Here is a 17462-nt window from a genome sequence, read left to right as displayed (position 1 = left end):
GGCGGAGGGGGTGCGACGACGCGAAGGGCGTAGTCAAAACCGCTAAGTCGTAAAATAATTCGCAATCCTTTCTTATATGAAGAACCCAAGTTTCAACTCGAAGCGCCAATCGAGGTAGGGCCGAATAACGAAGAAACCGATGCCGGATTCGAGGTCGTTTCGCCAATCACCTGCCGGTTGCCTGTACGGCCCCAAACCGGCCGCGCGAGCGAGCCGCAGTAAGCCGAAGGGGACCGTTACCGAGGTAGGCGAGAAAGCGTTAATCGCATGGGAACCACTAACCAAACACACCGCAAAAGCACTCGCTACTGCTGTGCCAAGTCTAAAGTCCTGTGCCGGGGCCGGCCAAGAAGGTGCTTAGGATCGGACAAGCGGCTTTCTTTGGTCACTTTCTTTGCCGCCGCAAAGAAAGTGACCCCCCCCGCCGGGAAGGCGGCTACTGCAAAAGAAAGCACGACAAGAGAACTCAGGATCGGCAAAACAACAACCGCCTCAATCACCCAAAGCAAAAGCCTTAAGCAAATGATGCGCAATAGCAACCCTTTAGGCGCAGAAAGCCCGTCCTCATGCGTCCCATCGAGCATCCTAACGACCTCATCGCGTGAAAACCAGCGCGCATCCTCAAGCTCGTTGAGATCAACGGTCAACTCCGTCTCCACCGCCCGAGCAAAGCACCCGATCATGAGCGAAGAAGGAAACGGCCAAGGCTGCGAAGCGTAATAGCGCATATCCGTGCAACGGATCCCCGCCTCCTCGAGCACTTCCCGATACACCGCGTGCTCAAAAGTCTCGCCCGGCTCGACGAACCCCGCCAGCGCCGAATACATGCCCGGCGCGAATTGCTTCTGCCGCCCGAGCAGACAGCGATCGCCATCGGCGACCAGCATGATGACCACCGGATCCACACGCGGAAAATGCTGCGCGTTGCAGTTGCCGCAAACCCGCCGCCAGCCCGCACCGGCATCGTCGGTAGGCGTGCCGCAGTTGGCGCAGAAGCGATGCCGCCGATGCCAGTCGAGCATCGACCGCGCTTCGCCCAGCGCGCTGATCAGAAACGGCGACACCAGACCCTGCATCGCGACGGGACGCAGTTCGATCGCTTCCACCGGTCGCGCATCGAGTGCGAGGCGATCCGGCGCAGTATCGATCGTCAGGGCAAAAAGCGCGTGGCCGTGCGTGTCGCGTCCGAGCAGCACCGATTGCAAGGGCTTGCCGAGCTGCGCGGCTTCGAGCGCGTCGAAGAGCGGATCGTGACCGTCGTCGCGCTTGAACAGCGGAACGTTGTCGATGAACAGCAGAAAGCGCGTTGCGGGATCGTCGCGCAGGCTGGAGACGAAAACTTCGTCATCGCGTTTGTCGGACATCCGGTCGAGCGGATCGAGCGTGAAACCGATGGCATGAGGCGGCGTGGGCATGGTCGTTGTTCGCGGTGGCAAGATCAGTCGTGCATCGTAGCGAACTTGGCGTGGTTTTGCTGGCGCATGCCGGCTCACTCCGGCGCCGTCTCCACTTCCGCCGCCGTCCAACTGATCCACGACACGCCGCGCTCCATGTTCATGCGGCTCGCCATCCGTTCGAGCTTCGCCTGATCCTTGGGATGCATCCGCACGGTCGCCGTCACGCGAACGCGCGGCGGCTCGCCGTCGATGTCCTCGCTCGTCAGGCTTTGGAAAGAAAGCGGCTGGGTTTCCATCGCGTTCGACAGCAGCGTGCGGATGTGGATCTCGTCCTCCTGTCGCCCGATGACCGTCAGCACGTACTCGCGCACCAGATCGGCGCTCGATACCGGCGTCGCGTTGATCACGCGGCTCACTTCGCGCAGCACCGTGTTGGTGACTAGCACGACGCCCGTCCCCGCGATCGCCGGGCCGTAGTGACCGGTGCCGCCACAGCACGCCGACTGCCGCCGAGCACCACAAGGTCGCCGCCGTGTTGATGCCCTGGATCGATCCCTTGTCGCGCATGATCACGCCGCCGCCCAGAAAGCCGACGCCTGACACCACGTAGGCGGCGATCTGCGTGACGCCCGACTCGCTGTTGCCCGTCAGCATGCCGAGCGTGACGAACAGGCACGCGCCGCTCGCCACCAGCGTGATGGTGCGCAGGCCGGCCGTGCGCTGGCGCAACTGCCGTTCGAGACCGATGGCGACGCCGCACGCGAACGCGGCGAACAGGCGCAGGGCGAAGTCGAGTGTCATCGGAGCGGGCGGGCGCGGCGGCGGAGATAAACCCGCGACTTTCTCACGCGCATGTGTCGCCCGCGTGACGCGTCGGGACGGCGCTCAGCGGTGCAGAAATATCGCGCTGACGTGCCGCCAGAATGCCCGCAGGCGCGGCTCGCGCGTTTCCTGGACCTGGAGGTCGAGCAGCGCGTCGTAATGCGCGCGCGATTCGTCGACGCGGGGAAGCTGGGACAGCAGGAGACCGAAGTTCATGATCTTTCTCCGTGCGCCGAAGTTGGCGCGTTCGCGATGAAACCTTCATGCACGTCTGACGATCGTCAGTCATTGACGAGCATAACTGCCGCGCCGGAAAAAAGTTGAGTCCGCAGTATCCCGAAATTTTCAGAATGTTCTGGTTGGCTTGACCGTTGTGGCGCTTCACCTTCGAACGTCGGTGAACAGAAAGGAAAAACACATGAGGCCAACCGTCAGTGTGTCGGTCAACCCCAAGGGACAAGCCATCATTACGCAGGAAGCCACGCTCGTGGAGTACTGCACCCAGCGCGCGCAAGCGTTGCGCGCGATGATTCAGGTGCTCGGCAATTCGGTGGGTCAGACCGAGCGACCGCATGTGGCGCCGGCGACCATCGTTTCGCTGCTCATGCGTCTGATTCGCGAGCACGTCGACGAACTCGAGCCGCTCATGATGGCGCTCGATCAGCAGGCCTACGAGAAAGGTTTCGAGGACGGCAGGAATTTGTCCGTTTCCGCCGATCAGCGCGCCGGTCCCTAGCGCGCGATGGCGTCAGGCTGGCGAAGTGAACGGCTTGACGCTCACCCGCACGTCGCCGTACGACGCGGGCGTATCGAACGAGCGCGCCGCGTGCGTGCTCGTCTCCGGTTTCAGCCATTCGGCGATGCGCCGGGACGCGATGCGCGTCGCGCCCGACATCGCGCGATCGCACACGCGTTCGAGTGCGCGCATGTCGTCCTGCGTGCCGACGATGCCCGCCGCGCCCGCATCGTGGATGGCGCGCAGCGTCGACGCATCCGTGGCCGACGTGACCACGACCACCGGCACGTCCGGATGAAGCCGTCGCAATTCGCGCAACAACGTTAAACCATCGGTCGGCGCGGGCGTTTCGGTTTCCGTCGTACCGCCGATATCGCCGTTCATCACGACGAGATCGCCGCCGTGACGCGCCAGCGTGTCGAGCAGTTGCGCGGCGTCGGTCGCGCCGCCGTCTACCCGATAGCGCTCGCGATGCTCGAACCAGTCGCGCAAGCCCGACAGCACGGCGGATTGGTCGTCGGCGACGACGACCTCGATCTTGTATTGGCGTGTCATTTTTTTAGTCAGTCTCATGCCGCAACCGCGCGCGACGGAGCGAAACTTGCGGAATGCTTGAAGCCCGCACGTTAGCAAAGGAAGCAGGGCTCGGCAATCGGATCGACGCATCGCGCACCGGCCGCAAACCCCTGCCGGATAAGCGTTTTAGCGGATCGAAAGGTTGCGCCGCACAACAAAATGTTTTCGATACGTGTCGATTGGCCGTCGTATCGAACGTCGTCCTGACAGGCAGCCATCAATACGCGGCCGATTCGTCACCGGAGGATTCCAGATGAGTTTGACTCTGTATGCCCACCCGTTTTCTTCGTATTGTCAGAAGGTGCTGATTGCGCTTTATGAGAACGCGACGCCCTTCGAATATCGAACGCTCGGACCCGATGCGCCCGATCACATGCGCGAGCTGACCGAACTCTGGCCGATGAAGAAGTTTCCCGTGCTCGTCGACGACGGCCGCGCGGTGATCGAAGCGTCGATCATCGTCGAATATTTGGGATTGAGGCATCCCGGGCCGGTGCGATTGCTGCCCGACGATCCGCGCGCCGCGCTCGACGTGCGCTTCATGGACCGCTTCTTCGACAATTACGTGTCGACGCCGCTGCAAAAAATCGTCTCCGACGCGCTGTGCGATGCCTCCGAACGCGATGCGCGCGGTGTCGACAATGCCCGCGCTATGCTGGAGACGTCCTACGCGTGGCTCGATCGCGTGATGGCCGCGCGCGAATGGGCCGCCGGCGACGCCTTCAGCCTGGCCGATTGCGCCGCCGCGCCGTTCCTGTTCTACGCGGACTGGACGCATCGGATCGACACGCGGTTCGCCAATGTGATCGCGTATCGCAAGCGACTGCTGGCGCGGCCGTCGTTCGCGCGCGCCGTCGACGAAGCGCGGCCGTATCGCGGCCTCTTTCCGCTCGGCGCGCCGGAGCGCGACTGAGCCGTTTCTCCAATTCGAAGGAGCATGAACATGACGTCATCCAGCACTCTCGTTCCCGCCGACGAACTGGCGCGCCGCACCACAGTGACCTTTCCCAACGAAAGCGCCGACTATCGGCGGGCGCGCACGGCCTTGCTCGCGGAGGAAATCGAACTTAGACGACAGATCGAACGCGTCGCGGCGCTGCGCCGCGCGTTGCCGCCGGGCGGCGCGGTCACGGGCGATTACCGCTTCGAAGGCGAAAGCGGCCCGGTCGATTTCGCCGGCCTGTTCGGCGACAAGCAAACGCTCGTCACGTACAGCTTCATGTACGGCCCGCAACGCGAGCGGCCTTGCCCGATGTGCACGTCGCTGCTGTCCGCGTGGGCGGGCGAGGCGCGCGACATCGAACAGCGCGTGGCGCTCGCCGTGATCGCGCGCTCGCCGCTGGACCGGCTCGTCGCCTTCAAGCGCGAGCGCAACTGGCGCGACCTCAGGCTGTACTCGGACCTCAACGGCAATTTCAGCCGTGACTACTACGGCATGTCGAAGGAAGGCGGCGACGAACCCGCGCTCAACGTCTTCACGCGCCGCGACGGCGCGATCCGCCACTTCTGGGGCGGCGAGATGGACTTCGCGACCGCCGATCCCGGTCAGGATCCGCGCGGCGCACCCGATCCGATGCCGATCTGGACGATTCTCGACCTGACGCCCGAAGACCGCGGAACGGACTGGTATCCGAAACTCGATTATTGAATCCGGAGTCGCGCGTCGGCGTTTGGCGATGCCGGCGCGCCGTTACCCAAATAACGAACGTACGGTCGGGAAATATCAGGACATAATGCTGATACGAGATTAATTATTCAGAAGAATAGCTCGGGTTTTTGGCAGACTTATAATCTGTTCAGGGGTAAAGCTTTTCATCGCTAACATACCCGCGACACACCATCGTTATACCTATTATCTTTAAGGCGGGATTATTAAGCGCCGAGCCTGTAAATCCTGCCCGAATGTTATTCTAATTGTTACGATTTAAGTCGTTTTTGCCAGAACGTAATCGCCTGACTTATCTTGGGGTGGCGGACATTCGAAGTCGCGCTGGCGTGAAGCCCCGTGGGCAGGGCGTGGACAGGGTGTCCGGAACCCCACGATCTGTACGCTTGTGTGGGTTAGCGCTCATAACGGCTCAATCGCGCCTTCACAGATTTTATTTTCTTTGCTAAAAGCGATTATTCTTTAGTCGGAAAGCGGCAGGGCCAACGGCAAAACTGCCAAGTATCTCTCCATTTTCCGGGTTGTCACATCTGGGCAAACCATATTAATGGTATGCTTCGTGCACCGCATTTTCATAAACGAGCGAGACCAAGCATCTTGCGCCGAGTTGGGACGTTTTATGCACCATGTCCGACTCGAAGCATTCTCCGATGCACCAGGTTGTTGTTTGAGAGCAAACGTTTGCGCGAACCTCAGATCCTTTGAACGCGCGCCGAGGCTGAACGGGATTATATCGGCTTAGTCGAATAGGCGTGACGGGCGAGTTATCCGCAGCGAAGTCGGCTGCATGGAGCGAAGCAATGTTTTTTAGCGAACTCAGCAATGAAGAATGGGCGAAGGTCTCCGGGCTGATAGGCGAAACCGAGGTGCGCGAGCATCGCCGGGGCCGACCGAAGGCGCACCCACGCACCATCGTCAATGCTGTTCTATGGATTCTTACGACTGGCGAGACGTGGTCTCGACTGCCGAGCCACTACCCGACGGCGCCTACCTGCCGTCGCCGTTTCGTCGAATGGCAGCACAACGGCACGCTGCTCGAAATCGTCGAGACGCTGGCCCTGAGCGGACGTTCGTTCGCCTACGTGCCGCGTCAACGATCGGTCGAGCCGGTGCAGCGCCCCGAACCGGAGGCCTACGAATGCGACCGCCTGCGCGGCCGTGTTCTGGCAAAACCCCGATTCGTGGCGCTCGCCGAACGCGCTGCCGTTCAACAGTCTTGCCACGCCGCGCCGGCTGCCGAACGCGCGCGACGTCGCGCAGGCCACCACGCCTGCCACGACGCTCGTGCGCTCGCCGCGTCCTGTGCGCTCCTTCGAGGCGCCGGTGCCGTTCGAGCCGACGGTCGCTCCCGTGGGCGATGCGCGCGGCTACACCATCTATCCGATCGCGCGCACGGTTTCGGGCGACATGTTCCGTGGCTGGGCGGAGATCGTGAAGGATGGGCAGCGCGTCGAGCGTTCGGGGCTCAATCGGCCTGCGTTTCGACACCGCCGACGAGGCTCGCGATTACGCGCTCGAATGGTCGAAACGCTGGATCGCTTCCCAGGCGACGCGTCCGGAAACGGAACGTGCCGTGCAGCGCGTGGCCATGAGCATGGCGCGTGCGTCCAATGACGAAAACGCCGACGATATCGCGCCGGTGCGGGTCGCCGCCGATGTGCGTGGCTGATCTGTCGCTTCCTGTTCCTCCCGTTGTTGCCGTTGTCTAGCGCATCTAGTTGGTGAGCGAGGGCGTGCGCGTCACGTCCTGCTATCTCATCCAGAGTAGTGGTCTCTCGTCCGTTCCGGCCCACCGTTAATGGGTGGTTCGCTCTCATCCCCTTCCGTTTTAATCTGAGCCCGTGTTGTTCGGCTTATGCGCGCGATGCGCTTTAGAACGAAAAGGGGCGATATGGGAGTGCTGGACGGAATCCGCGTGCTGGAATTCGAGGCGATCGGCCCGGTGCCGTTCGGCGTCATGCTGCTCGCCGATATGGGCGCGGACGTGTTGCGCATCGACCGGCCCGTTACGGCGACTGATCTCGGACCTAAAAGCGATGGCGAGCGCTTCGACCTGACTGGTCGCGGGCGTCGCTCGGTCACGCTCGACCTCAAACGGCCGGAGGCGGCGCATGCCGCGCTCGAACTGATGTCGCGCGCGGATATCGTCGTCGAAGGCTTTCGTCCCGGCACGATGGAGCGTCTCGGGCTCGGTCCCGATATCGCGCTCGCACACCATCCGAAGCTCGTCTATGGCCGCATGACCGGTTGGGGGCAGACGGGGCCGCTTGCCTTGCGCGCCGGGCACGACCTGAACTACATCGCGTTGTCCGGCGTGCTGTCGGGCATCGGGCGCGCGGGCGAAGCACCGGTGCCGCCGCTCAATCTCGTCGGCGATTACGGTGGCGGCGGCATGCTGCTCGCGCTCGGCGTGATCGCCGCGCTGTCCAACGTGCAGCGCGGTGGCGCGGGTCAGGTCGTCGACGCGGCCATGTCCGAAGGCGCGGCGCAACTGGGCTCGGTCTTCTGGGGGCAACTCGCAGCAGGCAACTGGCGCGAGACGCGCGAGAGCAATCTGCTCGATGGCGGCACGCCGTGGTACGACAGCTATCGCACGAAAGACGGTCACTATATGGCCGTGGGCGCGGTGGAAGCGCGTTTCTACGCCGAACTGCTCGACAAGCTCGATCTTGCCGATGCGAACCTGTCCGGGCAGCACGATCGCAGCGGCTGGCCGATTCTGCGCGCACGCTTCACCGAAACTTTCGCCACCCGCACGCGCGCCGAATGGTGCACCGTGTTCGATGGCTCCGATGCGTGCGTCGCACCCGTGCTGAGTTTCTCGGAGGCGCCGACGCATCCGCATCATGTGGCGCGTGGCAGCTTCGCCGAGTATGGCGGCGCAGTCGTGCCGGCTCCGGCGCCGCGTTTTTCCTCTACGCCTTCCGCGCTTGCTGCGCGTGCGCCCGCGCGCGGCGAAGGCGGCGGCGTGGCATTGCAGGCGTGGGGTTTCGATCGCGCGCAGATCGACGCCATGCGTGCCGGTGGCCTCGGCTTCGGAGCGTGAACGATGCGCATCGGCCAAATGGCCAATTCGGCGGCCGAGACAAAATTTAACGTATCGAGGCTAATACGTTGTTTCGCTTGGGATTGCTGACGAAAGAATCGCTCATGCACGGACATTTTGCTCAGCCGATCGGCCGATAGCCCGGAACAACCTCTATGGCGACGACCGGCGCGGTCGGTGTACGGTAAGGGCGATCGGACCGATGTGTCCGCCGGCACAGCGCCGCCCGGAAAGCGAGCATACGCTCGAGCAGGCGGGCGTCGAGCGTATGAGGAATGAGGGGGCGAAGCGCCAGCATGTCAGTCAGTCCGGAAAGGTTTCTCGAAGGTTTGGATGCAGCGGCGCTCAAGCCGCTCGTCAGCAGCAAATTGACCGTGCCGTGCAGCAATCGACGCATCGCGGCGCGGGAGCGGTTGTTGTCGCGCATGACCGCCGAGCGTCGTCGCCGCTGCTTCGTGTTGCAAAGCCCGGCGGGCTACGGCAAGACTACCACGCTGGCAGCCTGGTGCCGCGCGCTCGCGCCTTTCGGCTATGACGTCGCGTGGCTTTCGCTCGATCCCGCCGACAACGATCCGGCCGTGTGGCTCGACTATCTGCTCTCGAGCGTGGCCCGGGTCGATCCGGCCATTTCGCACGATGCAATGCTGCTGCAAGGCTACGTCCGTGGCCGCGACGATGTCGAACGCACCGTGATCGCGCTGGTGCGCGGCGTGGTGAATCATCGTCACGAAGTGGTGATCGCGCTCGACGACCTGCACCATCTCACGGACCCGCGCATTCTCGAAGCGCTTCAGTGGTTGCTCGACTATGCGCCGGCCAACCTGCATCTGGCGTTGGCCTCGCGCGGGCCGATTCCGCTGTCGATGGATCGCCTGCGTGCGGAAGAGCAGGCGCTCGAACTGAACCTCGGCGATCTGCGCTTTCAACCCGACGAGGCGGAGAGCTTCCTCAAGGCGCAACTCGGCGATGTCGATGCGGCCAGCGCGCGCCGTCTCAACGATCTCACCGATGGCTGGGTGTCCGGCCTGCGACTTTTTTCGCTGAGTCTGAAGAAAAAGCGGCGCGGCGCGAGTTCCGGCGCGATCGATCTGGCGATTCAGGAGCAAGTGCGCGACGCCCGCACTTTCGCTACCTATTTCGAGCGCGAAGTGCTGTCGAAGCTACGTCCGACCGAGCTCGATCTGCTCACGCGCGCGGCGGCGTGCGACCGGTTCTGCGCATCGCTGTGCGCGGCGCTGTTCGTGCGCGACGTGATGGATCGTGCGGGCATCGCACTGTTGCTCGAACGTCTGGAAAGCGATAACCTGTTTATCACGCCGCTGAACGAGCGCGGGCAGGAAACGTGGTATCGCCTGCATCCGCTGTTGCAGCAAACGCTGCTGGAGCGCTTCGAAAGCTGGAGCGACGGCACGCGTCGCGAGGTTCACGCGTGCGCGCGGCAATGGTTTCTGGAGCACGGCCATCTCGGCGAGGCGGTGCATCACGCGTTGAAGGCCGGCGAACCGGCGCGCGCGGCGGCGCTTATCGAGCAGTGCGCGCAATCGCTGTTTCTCACCGGGCAGATGCGCACGCTCGCTTCGCTGGTCCGGCAACTGACGTCCGCGCAAGTGCAGGCGAGTCTGAATCTGCGCATTTGGATGGCGCGTCAGCAGCTATTTCATATGGAATCCGACGCCTGCGCGGCAAGTCTCGCCGCGCTCGAGGCCGATCTGCCGTACCAAGCGTCCGCAGATCGCTTTACGGTGCTGGTGCTGGTGCTGCGCGCGGCGCTCGCTATTCAGCGGGACGACGCGAATGCCGCGATGGCCTTGCTCCCGAAGCTCCTGATGCCGCCGACCAATGCCGATGCCGTGACGATCGCCGGCCGCAACAACGTGCTGTCGTGGATCTACATGCAGCGCGGCGCATTCGAGGCGGCGCGCGGCATACAAAACGTCGATTTCGGCCCCTGCGATGCGGACGGCGGGCCGCTTATCGGCACCGGCGCGGGCGTGCTGATGGGCCGTTGCTTCGTCGGCCTGAGTTACGCGTTCGAAGGCCAGATGACGCAGGCCGAGCGCATCTATCGCGCGGTGCTGCGCGATGCCGAACGTCACGGCCGCGCGGCGAATCAGCCTGCCTGCATAGCGGCCACCTTGCTCGGCGAAGCCTTGCACGAACAGACGCGCGACGATGCCGTGCGCGAGTTGCTGGAGCGCCGTGGCGATGTGTTCGAACGCATCGCTGTCGCGGATGTGGCGTTGCGCGGCATGTTGGTGCTCTCGAGCGCGCATTGGGCGGCGGGGCATCGGCTGGAAACGTTCGCGTGGCTCGAACGGCTGGAGGATTACGGCACGGCGTGCAACCTGCCCCGGCTGGTCGGCGCGAGCCTGGCCGCGCAGGTCTTCAGACGTCTGTGTAACGACGAATTCAACGTGGCTCAGGCGTGTCTGGAGCGCTTACAGGTGCTGGTCGCGAACGCACCCGCGCGCGATGAAGGCTGTTTCGACGGCTTGCGCTACGCCGCACGCGCAGCGGAAATCCGCTTCGGTATGGCGACGGGCGATCTCGAACAGGCAGCGATGCAACTCGATACGCTGATCGCGTATTGCGAGCGGCACGGCCGTCAGGGACACGTCGCGCAATTGCGATTGCAGCGCGCTGTGGTTGACAGAAAGCTCGGACGCGGCGATAGCGCGCGTGCCAATGCACTGATCGCGCTGACGATGGGGCATCGCATGGGCCTGATGCGCACGCTTATCGACGCCGATGTTTCCGCGCTCGATCTCATTGCAGAGCTGGCGCGGCAAGAGCCGTTCGATTCCGTGCTCGCCTTTTACGTCGAGCGTCTTCAGGCCGCCGCGCCGCGCGTCGTGAACGACAACCGCACCCGCGACGGCATGAAAGCGCTGTCCGAGCGTAAACTCGATGTCATGCGCTTGCTCGCCGAAGCCTTATCGACCAAGAAGATCGCGCGCGTGTTGGGCTTGTCGCCGGAAACGGTGAAATGGCATCTGACCAATATCTACGGCAAGCTCGGCGTGAGCGGCCGCGACGAAGCGGTCGAGCGGATGCGCGATCAGGACTGGAACGGGCGTGATATTTCATCGCCGAGCGCGCCGGGCCTGCGAGTTTGAGATGACGCGAGACGGCTCGCGTTCGCTGTCACCGGTTGCTCTCCCAATCGAACGCGGCCTTGCGTCCGTCCAGAAAGGCAGTAACGGCATCCGCGTGATACGACGCGCTCGACGCCACCGCTTGCGCCGTGCTTTCCATATCGACCAGCGGCGCAAAGTGCGATTCGAAACTCTGGTTGAGCAGCCGCTTGGTCAAACCTTGCGCCTCGCGCGGGGCATTGAGAAAGCGGCGCGCAAACACATGCGCTTCGCCCTGCAAGGCATCCGGCGCGTGAACCGAATGCACGATACCCAGCGCGCGCGCTTCCTCGACGTCGACCCGCCGACCGGTCATGGAGAGTTCCTTGGCCGCGCTCAACCCGATTACGCGCGGCAGAAAGTAGGCGGCGCCGAGGTCGGGCACGAGACCGACCTTCACGAACGACATACAGAAGAACGCACGCGACGACGCCAGCACGAAATCGGCTGCGAGCGCGAGTGAGAATCCCGCGCCGACCGCCGGTCCGTCGACGGTGGCAATGACCGGCATCTCGAGATTGCGCAAGCGTTGCAGCCACGCGTGCCCATCCGTGAGACGGCGGCGGATGGTGTCAGGCGAGTTGGCTTCGGGATGTTCGCGCGCCTCTCGCAACGATTTGAGATCACCGCCGGCACAGAAGCTGCCGCCTGAACCCGTCACGATCAGCGCCCTGATCGCGCGGTCCGTCTCGACGCGCCCGAGCATGTCCGCGTAATCCGCCCGCAAACCGAGCGACAACGCATTGCGCGCTTCGGGCCGCTGGTGGGCGAATTCCGCGATGCCGTCGGCCACCGTCAGCGTGGCCTCGCGCAATCTGATCTGTTCCTTTGGCATACACGCGCCCTCGTCGTTGTGCTGATCGAAGCATCAGTCTGTCGCCGGGGGGCGTGCATCCGCCCACCGTCAATGGGGGGCGCGCGGTCGGTCCCCACCAATGTCGGTGGGCTGTTGCAAGCGCCCGGCTGGTCTACTCGTCCTCATCGCGACACATCATCGCCGCGCACACAACCGGACCGAGTGACGAACCCGCCATGCGACACGCTTTCATCGTTTCACCGCTTCGTACGCCCGTCGGCAAATTCGGTGGCTCGCTGGCGCCGCTCTCCGCCGCCGATCTCGCCGCCCACGTCATTCGCGCCGTGCTGGAACGCGCGCAGGCGCCGGCGGAGGCCGTGGACGAAGTGATCGTCGCTCAGTCCTATCAGTCGAGCGAGGCGCCGTGCATCGGCCGCTATGCGGCGTCGCTCGCGTGTTTGCCGGAGCACGTTCCGGGCTATGCCGTCGATCGCCGCTGCGGCTCGGGTTTGCAGGCCGTGATCGACGCGGCCCTGCAGATCCAGTCGAATGCCGCCGATTGCGTGCTGGTCGCGGGCGCCGAAAGCATGAGCAACATCGAGTACTACAGCACGAAGATGCGCTGGGGCGCGCGTCTGAGCGATGTCGCCTTTCATGACCGCCTCGATCGTGGGCGCGTGAATTCGCAGCCGGTCGTTCGCTACGGCCTGATGGCGGGCGGCGCTGCCGAAACAGCTGAGAATCTCGCGCGCGACTACGACATCACCCGCGAGCAGAGCGACCGCTTCGCCGCGCGTAGTCATCAACTCGCGTCTCAAGCGTGGAAGGAAGGTCGTTTCGACGCCGAAGTCGTGCCCGTTCCGGTGCCAAGCAAAAAAGGCGAACCGACTTTGTTTGCGCGCGACGAGGGCATTCGCGAGGACGCGAGCCTGGATGTTATGAGCAAGCTTCGCGCGTTGCTGCGCGACGGCACCGTCACGGCAGGCAACGCCTGTCAACAGAACGATGCGGCGTCCGCCTGTCTCGTCGTATCCGAGAGCTGGCTTGCCCGGCACGGCGCAACGCCGATGGTGCGCTTCGTCGGCTGGGCAGCGGCAGGCTGCGATCCGCTGCGCATGGGCATCGGCCCCGTGCCGGCCGTCGCCAAATTGCTGCCGCGCATCGGCCTCACGCTCGCCGACATGGACTTTGCTCGAAATCAACGAAGCCTTCGCCGTGCAGGTGTTGAGTTGCCTGCGTGAATGGCGGCTCGAAGGCGACTCGCGCGTGAACGTGAATGGCTCGGGCATTTCGCTCGGCCATCCCATCGGCGCGACCGGCGTTCGCATTCTCGCCACCATGCTGCACGAAATGGCACGTCGCGACGCGCGTTATGGACTGGAAACCATGTGCATCGGCGGCGGACAGGGGCTCGCGGCCGTGCTCGAGCGGGTCTGAACAGAAGGAGAAACCATGAACATTCTTTCCGAAGCCGACGAACGGACCAGCGCGTCGCAACGTCCCTGGCGCGTCGAAAACGGGAAAACGGTGCTGCTCGCTTATCGGTATATCGACGACGTGCTGCTCTTTCCGCCGCTACCGGCTACGTCGCCTCTTGCGGCGAGCACGCAACTCGTTCCGCTGACCGGCACGCCGACGCTCTACAGCTTTACCGTCATGCATCCGAGCCCGAAGACCGGCAAGCCGCCCGTGCCGCTCGGCTTCGCGGATTACCCGGAAGGCGTCCGCATTTTTTGCCGCCTCATTTATCCGGACGGACGACGTCCCGTCATCGGCGATGCGTTGCAGGTTCGCCTGATCGAAATCGACGACGGCGAAATTTACGCCTTCGAACTGAAGGAGCGTGCGCAATCATGAAGCAGCCGATCTATATCGCAGGCGTCGCGATGACGCCGTTCGGACGATACGACGGGTGGATGCAGGATCTCGCCCAGCGTGCCGTCGCCGATGCACTCGTCGACGCGAACGTCGAACAGGGAGACGTGCAGGCGTACTACACAGCAAACGTCTTCGGCGGCATGGTGCTAGGCCAGGTGCTGCTGCGCGATATGGGCGCGACCGGTCCGGCCGTCTATAACGTCGAGAACGCGTGCGCGAGCGGCGCGACAGGCGTGCATCTGGCCATCCACGCGCTCGAAGCGGGCCGATACGACACGGTGGTCGTGCTGGGGTCGGAGCAACTGACTGCGCTCGGTGGCGGCGCATTGCCCTTGCAGCGTAACGACTACATGACCGAGTTGTACGTGCGTGCGGGCCTCACGCTGCCGGCGATCTACGCCATGCGCGCCACGCGCTATCTGCACGAGTTCGGCGTGAAGCCCGAAGTGCTCGCCGAAGTCGCGGTGAAAAACCGCCGTCACGGCAAACTCAATCCGTATGCGCAGACGAAGACCGAAACCACCGTCGACGAAGTGATGTCGTCGCGCATGGTGTTCGATCCGCTTACGTTGCTGCAATGCTGCCCGTCAGCCGTCGATGACGCTGCGGCACTCGTTCTTACGATCAAGCGTCCGATGAAGCGCACGCGACCGGTGCGCGTGCTTGCATCGGTCGTGCAGTCGGGCAGACAGGAGAGCGGCACAGAAAACATCCTCGCCGCCGAGATTACGGCGCGCGCCGCCCGGCTCGCTTATCGCGAAGCAGGGGTCACGCCGTCCGATCTGAGCATGGTCGAACTGCACGACGCGTTCACGATTGCCGAACTCATCTATTACAACGCGCTTGGGTTGTGCGCGCGTGGCGAGGCGCATGACCTGTTGCGCTCGGGTGCAACGCGTCTCGGTGGGCGCGTGCCCGTGAATCCAAGCGGCGGATTGCTGGCGAAAGGCCATCCGCTTGGCGCGACGGGCGTCGCGCAAATGGTCGAAGCCGCCTGGCAACTGGAAGGCCGTGCCGGAGACAGGCAGATCAAGAACGCCACGCTGGCGCTGACGCAATGCACGGGCGGCGGCATCGCCGGTGTGGATCACGCGGCGTCGGCGGTTCATATCCTCGGACATTGAAAGGAACGTTCTCACATGGACAGGCAAATCGCCATCGTGACCGGCGGCGCGCAGGGCATCGGGCTAGGCATTACCAGAATGTTGCTCGACAAGGGACATGCGGTCGCCGTCTTTGATCTGAACGGCGCGGCCCTCGACTCGCTCGTATCGAACATGGATGATGCGCGCGATCGCATCATGGGCTTGCGCGTGTACGTTACGCAGTCGTCGCAAGTCCGTGACGCGGTTGCGGACATCACGACTCGCTGGAAGACGCCTGACATTCTCGTCAATAACGCGGGCGTGACGCGCGACAAGCGCTTCATCAAGATGAGCGAGGAAGACTGGGATTTCGTCATCGACGTCAATCTCAAATCGCAATTCCTCTGCGCTCATGCAGTGGTGCCGGGCATGATCGAACAGAGCTATGGACGCATCGTCAACATTTCGTCGCGCGCATGGCTCGATGGCTTCGGACAGTCGAACTACTCGGCAGCGAAGGGCGGCGTGGTCAGCTTGACGCGTTCGCTTGCTATCGAACTGGCGAAGAATGGCGTGACGGTCAACGCGATTGCGCCGGGCATCGTCGAAACGCCGCTTATGGCGACTTATACCGACGAACAGCGCGACAGATTGAAGGCGACGGTGCCGGTTTATCGGACGACCCGAAGACGTTGCGCATGCAGTCGCAATGTTCACCAGTCGGGATGCGTCGTACATCACCGGACAGACCTTGTATGTGTGCGGCGGCCGTTCGTTGTCGAGCCCGAGCGTATGAGGAGCGAGCCATGACCGTTCATTTCAGGATGGAGAAGAGCGTCGCCGTTCTGACGCTCGACGCGCCCAAGTCGATGAACGCGCTGACCGTCGACGAGCTTTACGACCTGCGCGCATGCCTCTCGAAGTGTCAGGACGACGATGCAGTACGCGCCATCGTCATTACGGGCGCGGGCGATCGGGCCTTTTGCACGGGCGCCAATCTGAAAGCCACCTTGCCGCCGGAACAGGGTTTCGCGTCGGGCGCGCTGAAGAGCCGTCGCGCCGAGTCGATGCAAGGCGGATATACGCGCCTGCTCGACTTCTCCGATCTCGAGATCTGGAAGCCGATGATCGCCGCCGTCAACGGGTACTGCCTGGGCGGCGGAATGGAGCTCGCGCTGCAATGCGATTTGCGCGTTGCTTCGGATACCGCGAGTTTCGGTCTGCCCGAAGTGAAGGTGGCGAGCGTGCCGGCATGCGGCGGTGTCCAGTATCTTCTGCGCGCCATCCCTGCCGCGCACGCCATGAAGCTTGCCTTGACGGGCGAGCGTATCGATGCGGCCGAGGCTTTGCGCATCGGTCTGGTGAGCGACGTCGTTCCTGCGACCGATCTGCTTTCCTTCGCTTTGCAGCTTGCCGCGCATTGCGGCCAATGGGCCGCTCGCGGTGCAGGTGGTCAAACAGCTTGCCATACAAACCGCACATTTGATGCCGCGCGATTTCGTCGCGCAAGCGAATCTGCAATGGGGCTTGTTGCGCGACAGCGATGACCGGATCGAAGGGCGGACGGCTTTCGCGGAGAAACGCGAGCCGATCTATCGCGGTTCGTGACGACCAAAATGCGAGGAAAGCGATGAATTTCACCCCCACGGAAGATCAGGCGCTGATGGTATCGGCGGCGAAGCGCATGGTCCAATTGCGCATCGATCCGATACTCGAACGGCATCCCAAAGACAGGCCGCTGCCGAAGTCGGCCATGCTCGAGATTTTCAAGGAGTTTGCCGAGCTTGGCATCACCGCGCCGCGCTTGCCTGTCGAGGCGGGCGGCGGTGGTTTGAAGATGCTCGATTACGGCATGATTCTGGAGCAACTTCCGCCGGTCGTCGCGTTGTCGCTAGCGTCGCACGAAGGCACGATCCTGCGCATTCACCTCGGTTGTCCGGACGCGATTCGCGATCGCTATTTGCCCGATCTGATTGCGGGCCGAAAGATCGCCTGCACGGCGAATACGGAAGCGAACGCGGGCTCCGATTCGGGCGCGATCCGTACGCGCCTCGAGATGGAAGGCGAGGACGCTTATCTCACCGGCTGCAAGATGTGGATCACCAATGCGTCCATCGCGGATGTGATCAACGTTTCCTGCACGATAGGCGCCGATGACAACGGCAAGCCGGTCACGCGCCGCGCGCTGGTGGACCGCAGCGAAGTAGTCGGGCCTGCAAAATTGAATTTGCCGGAATGGACCCAACGACGCAGTCTGGTGCAGACGTAAACGCACATCTCAGCCAGGTCTGCAGCGCACGAGTAGAGGTTGAGGCATGACGTTGAG

Annotated in this window: 16 protein-coding genes and 4 pseudogenes; 14 read left to right on the top strand and 6 right to left on the bottom strand. The window is 63.3% G+C overall.

Going from position 1 to position 17462, the window contains the following annotated elements:
* Nucleotides 1-305: 305 nt before the first annotated feature.
* From nudC to BVER_RS32665, 3 genes and pseudogenes are all read right to left on the bottom strand, one after another.
* Nucleotides 306-1247 (bottom strand): annotated as a pseudogene (nudC, locus tag BVER_RS18465) (NAD(+) diphosphatase); the annotation flags it as partial.
* Nucleotides 1248-1489: 242 nt separating this feature from the next.
* A pseudogene (locus BVER_RS18460) lies at nucleotides 1490-2198 on the bottom strand (MgtC/SapB family protein).
* Nucleotides 2199-2282: 84 nt separating this feature from the next.
* Nucleotides 2283-2435 (bottom strand): hypothetical protein, encoded by a 153-nt coding sequence (locus tag BVER_RS32665; protein ID WP_198155297.1) that lies wholly within the window; start codon nucleotides 2433-2435, stop codon nucleotides 2283-2285.
* Between the two features lie 202 nt (nucleotides 2436-2637).
* Here BVER_RS32665 and BVER_RS18455 point away from each other — a divergent pair, with 202 nt between their 5' ends.
* A complete protein-coding gene (locus BVER_RS18455; protein WP_050454547.1) occupies nucleotides 2638-2955 on the top strand; it encodes a hypothetical protein in 318 nt (105 codons plus the stop codon).
* 12 nt (nucleotides 2956-2967) lie between these two features.
* Here the strand turns inward: BVER_RS18455 and BVER_RS18450 are convergent, their stop codons facing one another.
* On the bottom strand, nucleotides 2968-3510 hold the full coding sequence (locus tag BVER_RS18450; protein WP_050454546.1) for a response regulator: 543 nt from the start codon (nucleotides 3508-3510) through the stop codon (nucleotides 2968-2970).
* Nucleotides 3511-3563: 53 nt separating this feature from the next.
* On the opposite strand from BVER_RS18450, the gene BVER_RS32660 reads away from it, so the two are divergent.
* The 6 genes and pseudogenes from BVER_RS32660 to BVER_RS18430 all read left to right on the top strand — a co-directional run bounded on the left by BVER_RS32660 (nucleotide 3564) and on the right by BVER_RS18430 (nucleotide 8243).
* A complete protein-coding gene (locus tag BVER_RS32660; protein ID WP_198155296.1) occupies nucleotides 3564-3788 on the top strand; it encodes a hypothetical protein in 225 nt (74 codons plus the stop codon).
* On the top strand, nucleotides 3785-4444 hold the full coding sequence (locus tag BVER_RS18445; protein WP_050454545.1) for a glutathione S-transferase family protein: 660 nt from the start codon (nucleotides 3785-3787) through the stop codon (nucleotides 4442-4444). Before BVER_RS32660 ends, BVER_RS18445 begins: the two co-directional genes overlap by 4 nt.
* A gap of 30 nt (nucleotides 4445-4474) precedes the next feature.
* Entirely contained in the window at nucleotides 4475-5179 is a 705-nt protein-coding gene (locus BVER_RS18440; RefSeq protein WP_050454549.1) for a DUF899 family protein, read from the top strand.
* 818 nt (nucleotides 5180-5997) lie between these two features.
* Nucleotides 5998-6397, top strand: a pseudogene (locus tag BVER_RS36485) (transposase); the annotation flags it as partial.
* Between the two features lie 238 nt (nucleotides 6398-6635).
* Nucleotides 6636-6866, top strand: coding sequence for a hypothetical protein (locus BVER_RS34125; protein ID WP_232316631.1), 231 nt, complete (start codon nucleotides 6636-6638; stop codon nucleotides 6864-6866).
* Between the two features lie 222 nt (nucleotides 6867-7088).
* Complete coding sequence (locus BVER_RS18430; RefSeq protein WP_050454543.1) at nucleotides 7089-8243, top strand: CaiB/BaiF CoA transferase family protein; 1155 nt, start codon at nucleotides 7089-7091, stop codon at nucleotides 8241-8243.
* Between the two features lie 121 nt (nucleotides 8244-8364).
* Here the strand turns inward: BVER_RS18430 and BVER_RS34120 are convergent, their stop codons facing one another.
* Entirely contained in the window at nucleotides 8365-8670 is a 306-nt protein-coding gene (locus tag BVER_RS34120) for a hypothetical protein (protein WP_232316630.1), read from the bottom strand.
* On the opposite strand from BVER_RS34120, the gene BVER_RS18425 reads away from it, so the two are divergent.
* Nucleotides 8669-11359 carry a winged helix-turn-helix domain-containing protein gene (locus BVER_RS18425; protein ID WP_050454548.1) on the top strand — a complete coding sequence of 897 codons (2691 nt, stop codon included), beginning with the start codon at nucleotides 8669-8671 and terminating at the stop codon, nucleotides 11357-11359. The two genes, BVER_RS34120 and BVER_RS18425, sit on opposite strands and share 2 nt — an antisense overlap.
* 28 nt (nucleotides 11360-11387) lie before the next feature.
* Here the strand turns inward: BVER_RS18425 and BVER_RS18420 are convergent, their stop codons facing one another.
* Entirely contained in the window at nucleotides 11388-12212 is an 825-nt protein-coding gene (locus BVER_RS18420; RefSeq protein WP_050454542.1) for an enoyl-CoA hydratase/isomerase family protein, read from the bottom strand.
* A 197-nt stretch (nucleotides 12213-12409) separates the two neighbouring features.
* Here BVER_RS18420 and BVER_RS18415 point away from each other — a divergent pair.
* From BVER_RS18415 to BVER_RS18390, 6 genes and pseudogenes are all read left to right on the top strand, one after another.
* Nucleotides 12410-13610, top strand: a pseudogene (locus BVER_RS18415) (acetyl-CoA C-acetyltransferase).
* A gap of 15 nt (nucleotides 13611-13625) precedes the next feature.
* Nucleotides 13626-14030: a Zn-ribbon domain-containing OB-fold protein gene (locus BVER_RS18410; protein ID WP_050454541.1), complete on the top strand. Its 405-nt coding sequence runs from the start codon at nucleotides 13626-13628 to the stop codon at nucleotides 14028-14030.
* Nucleotides 14027-15175 (top strand): thiolase family protein, encoded by a 1149-nt coding sequence (locus BVER_RS18405; RefSeq protein ID WP_050454540.1) that lies wholly within the window; start codon nucleotides 14027-14029, stop codon nucleotides 15173-15175. Before BVER_RS18410 ends, BVER_RS18405 begins: the two co-directional genes overlap by 4 nt.
* Before the next feature lie 15 nt (nucleotides 15176-15190).
* On the top strand, nucleotides 15191-15946 hold the full coding sequence (locus tag BVER_RS18400) for an SDR family oxidoreductase (RefSeq protein ID WP_440588099.1): 756 nt from the start codon (nucleotides 15191-15193) through the stop codon (nucleotides 15944-15946).
* Nucleotides 15943-16683, top strand: coding sequence for an enoyl-CoA hydratase/isomerase family protein (locus tag BVER_RS18395; protein WP_332309127.1), 741 nt, complete (start codon nucleotides 15943-15945; stop codon nucleotides 16681-16683). Before BVER_RS18400 ends, BVER_RS18395 begins: the two co-directional genes overlap by 4 nt.
* Before the next feature lie 83 nt (nucleotides 16684-16766).
* A complete protein-coding gene (locus BVER_RS18390) occupies nucleotides 16767-17405 on the top strand; it encodes an acyl-CoA dehydrogenase family protein (RefSeq protein WP_050454539.1) in 639 nt (212 codons plus the stop codon).
* Nucleotides 17406-17462 lie beyond the last annotated feature (57 nt).

It is taken from the genome of Candidatus Burkholderia verschuerenii (assembly GCF_001189365.1).
GTDB lineage: Bacteria > Pseudomonadota > Gammaproteobacteria > Burkholderiales > Burkholderiaceae > Caballeronia > Caballeronia verschuerenii.
This window is presented reverse-complemented; position numbering and strand designations above follow the sequence as displayed.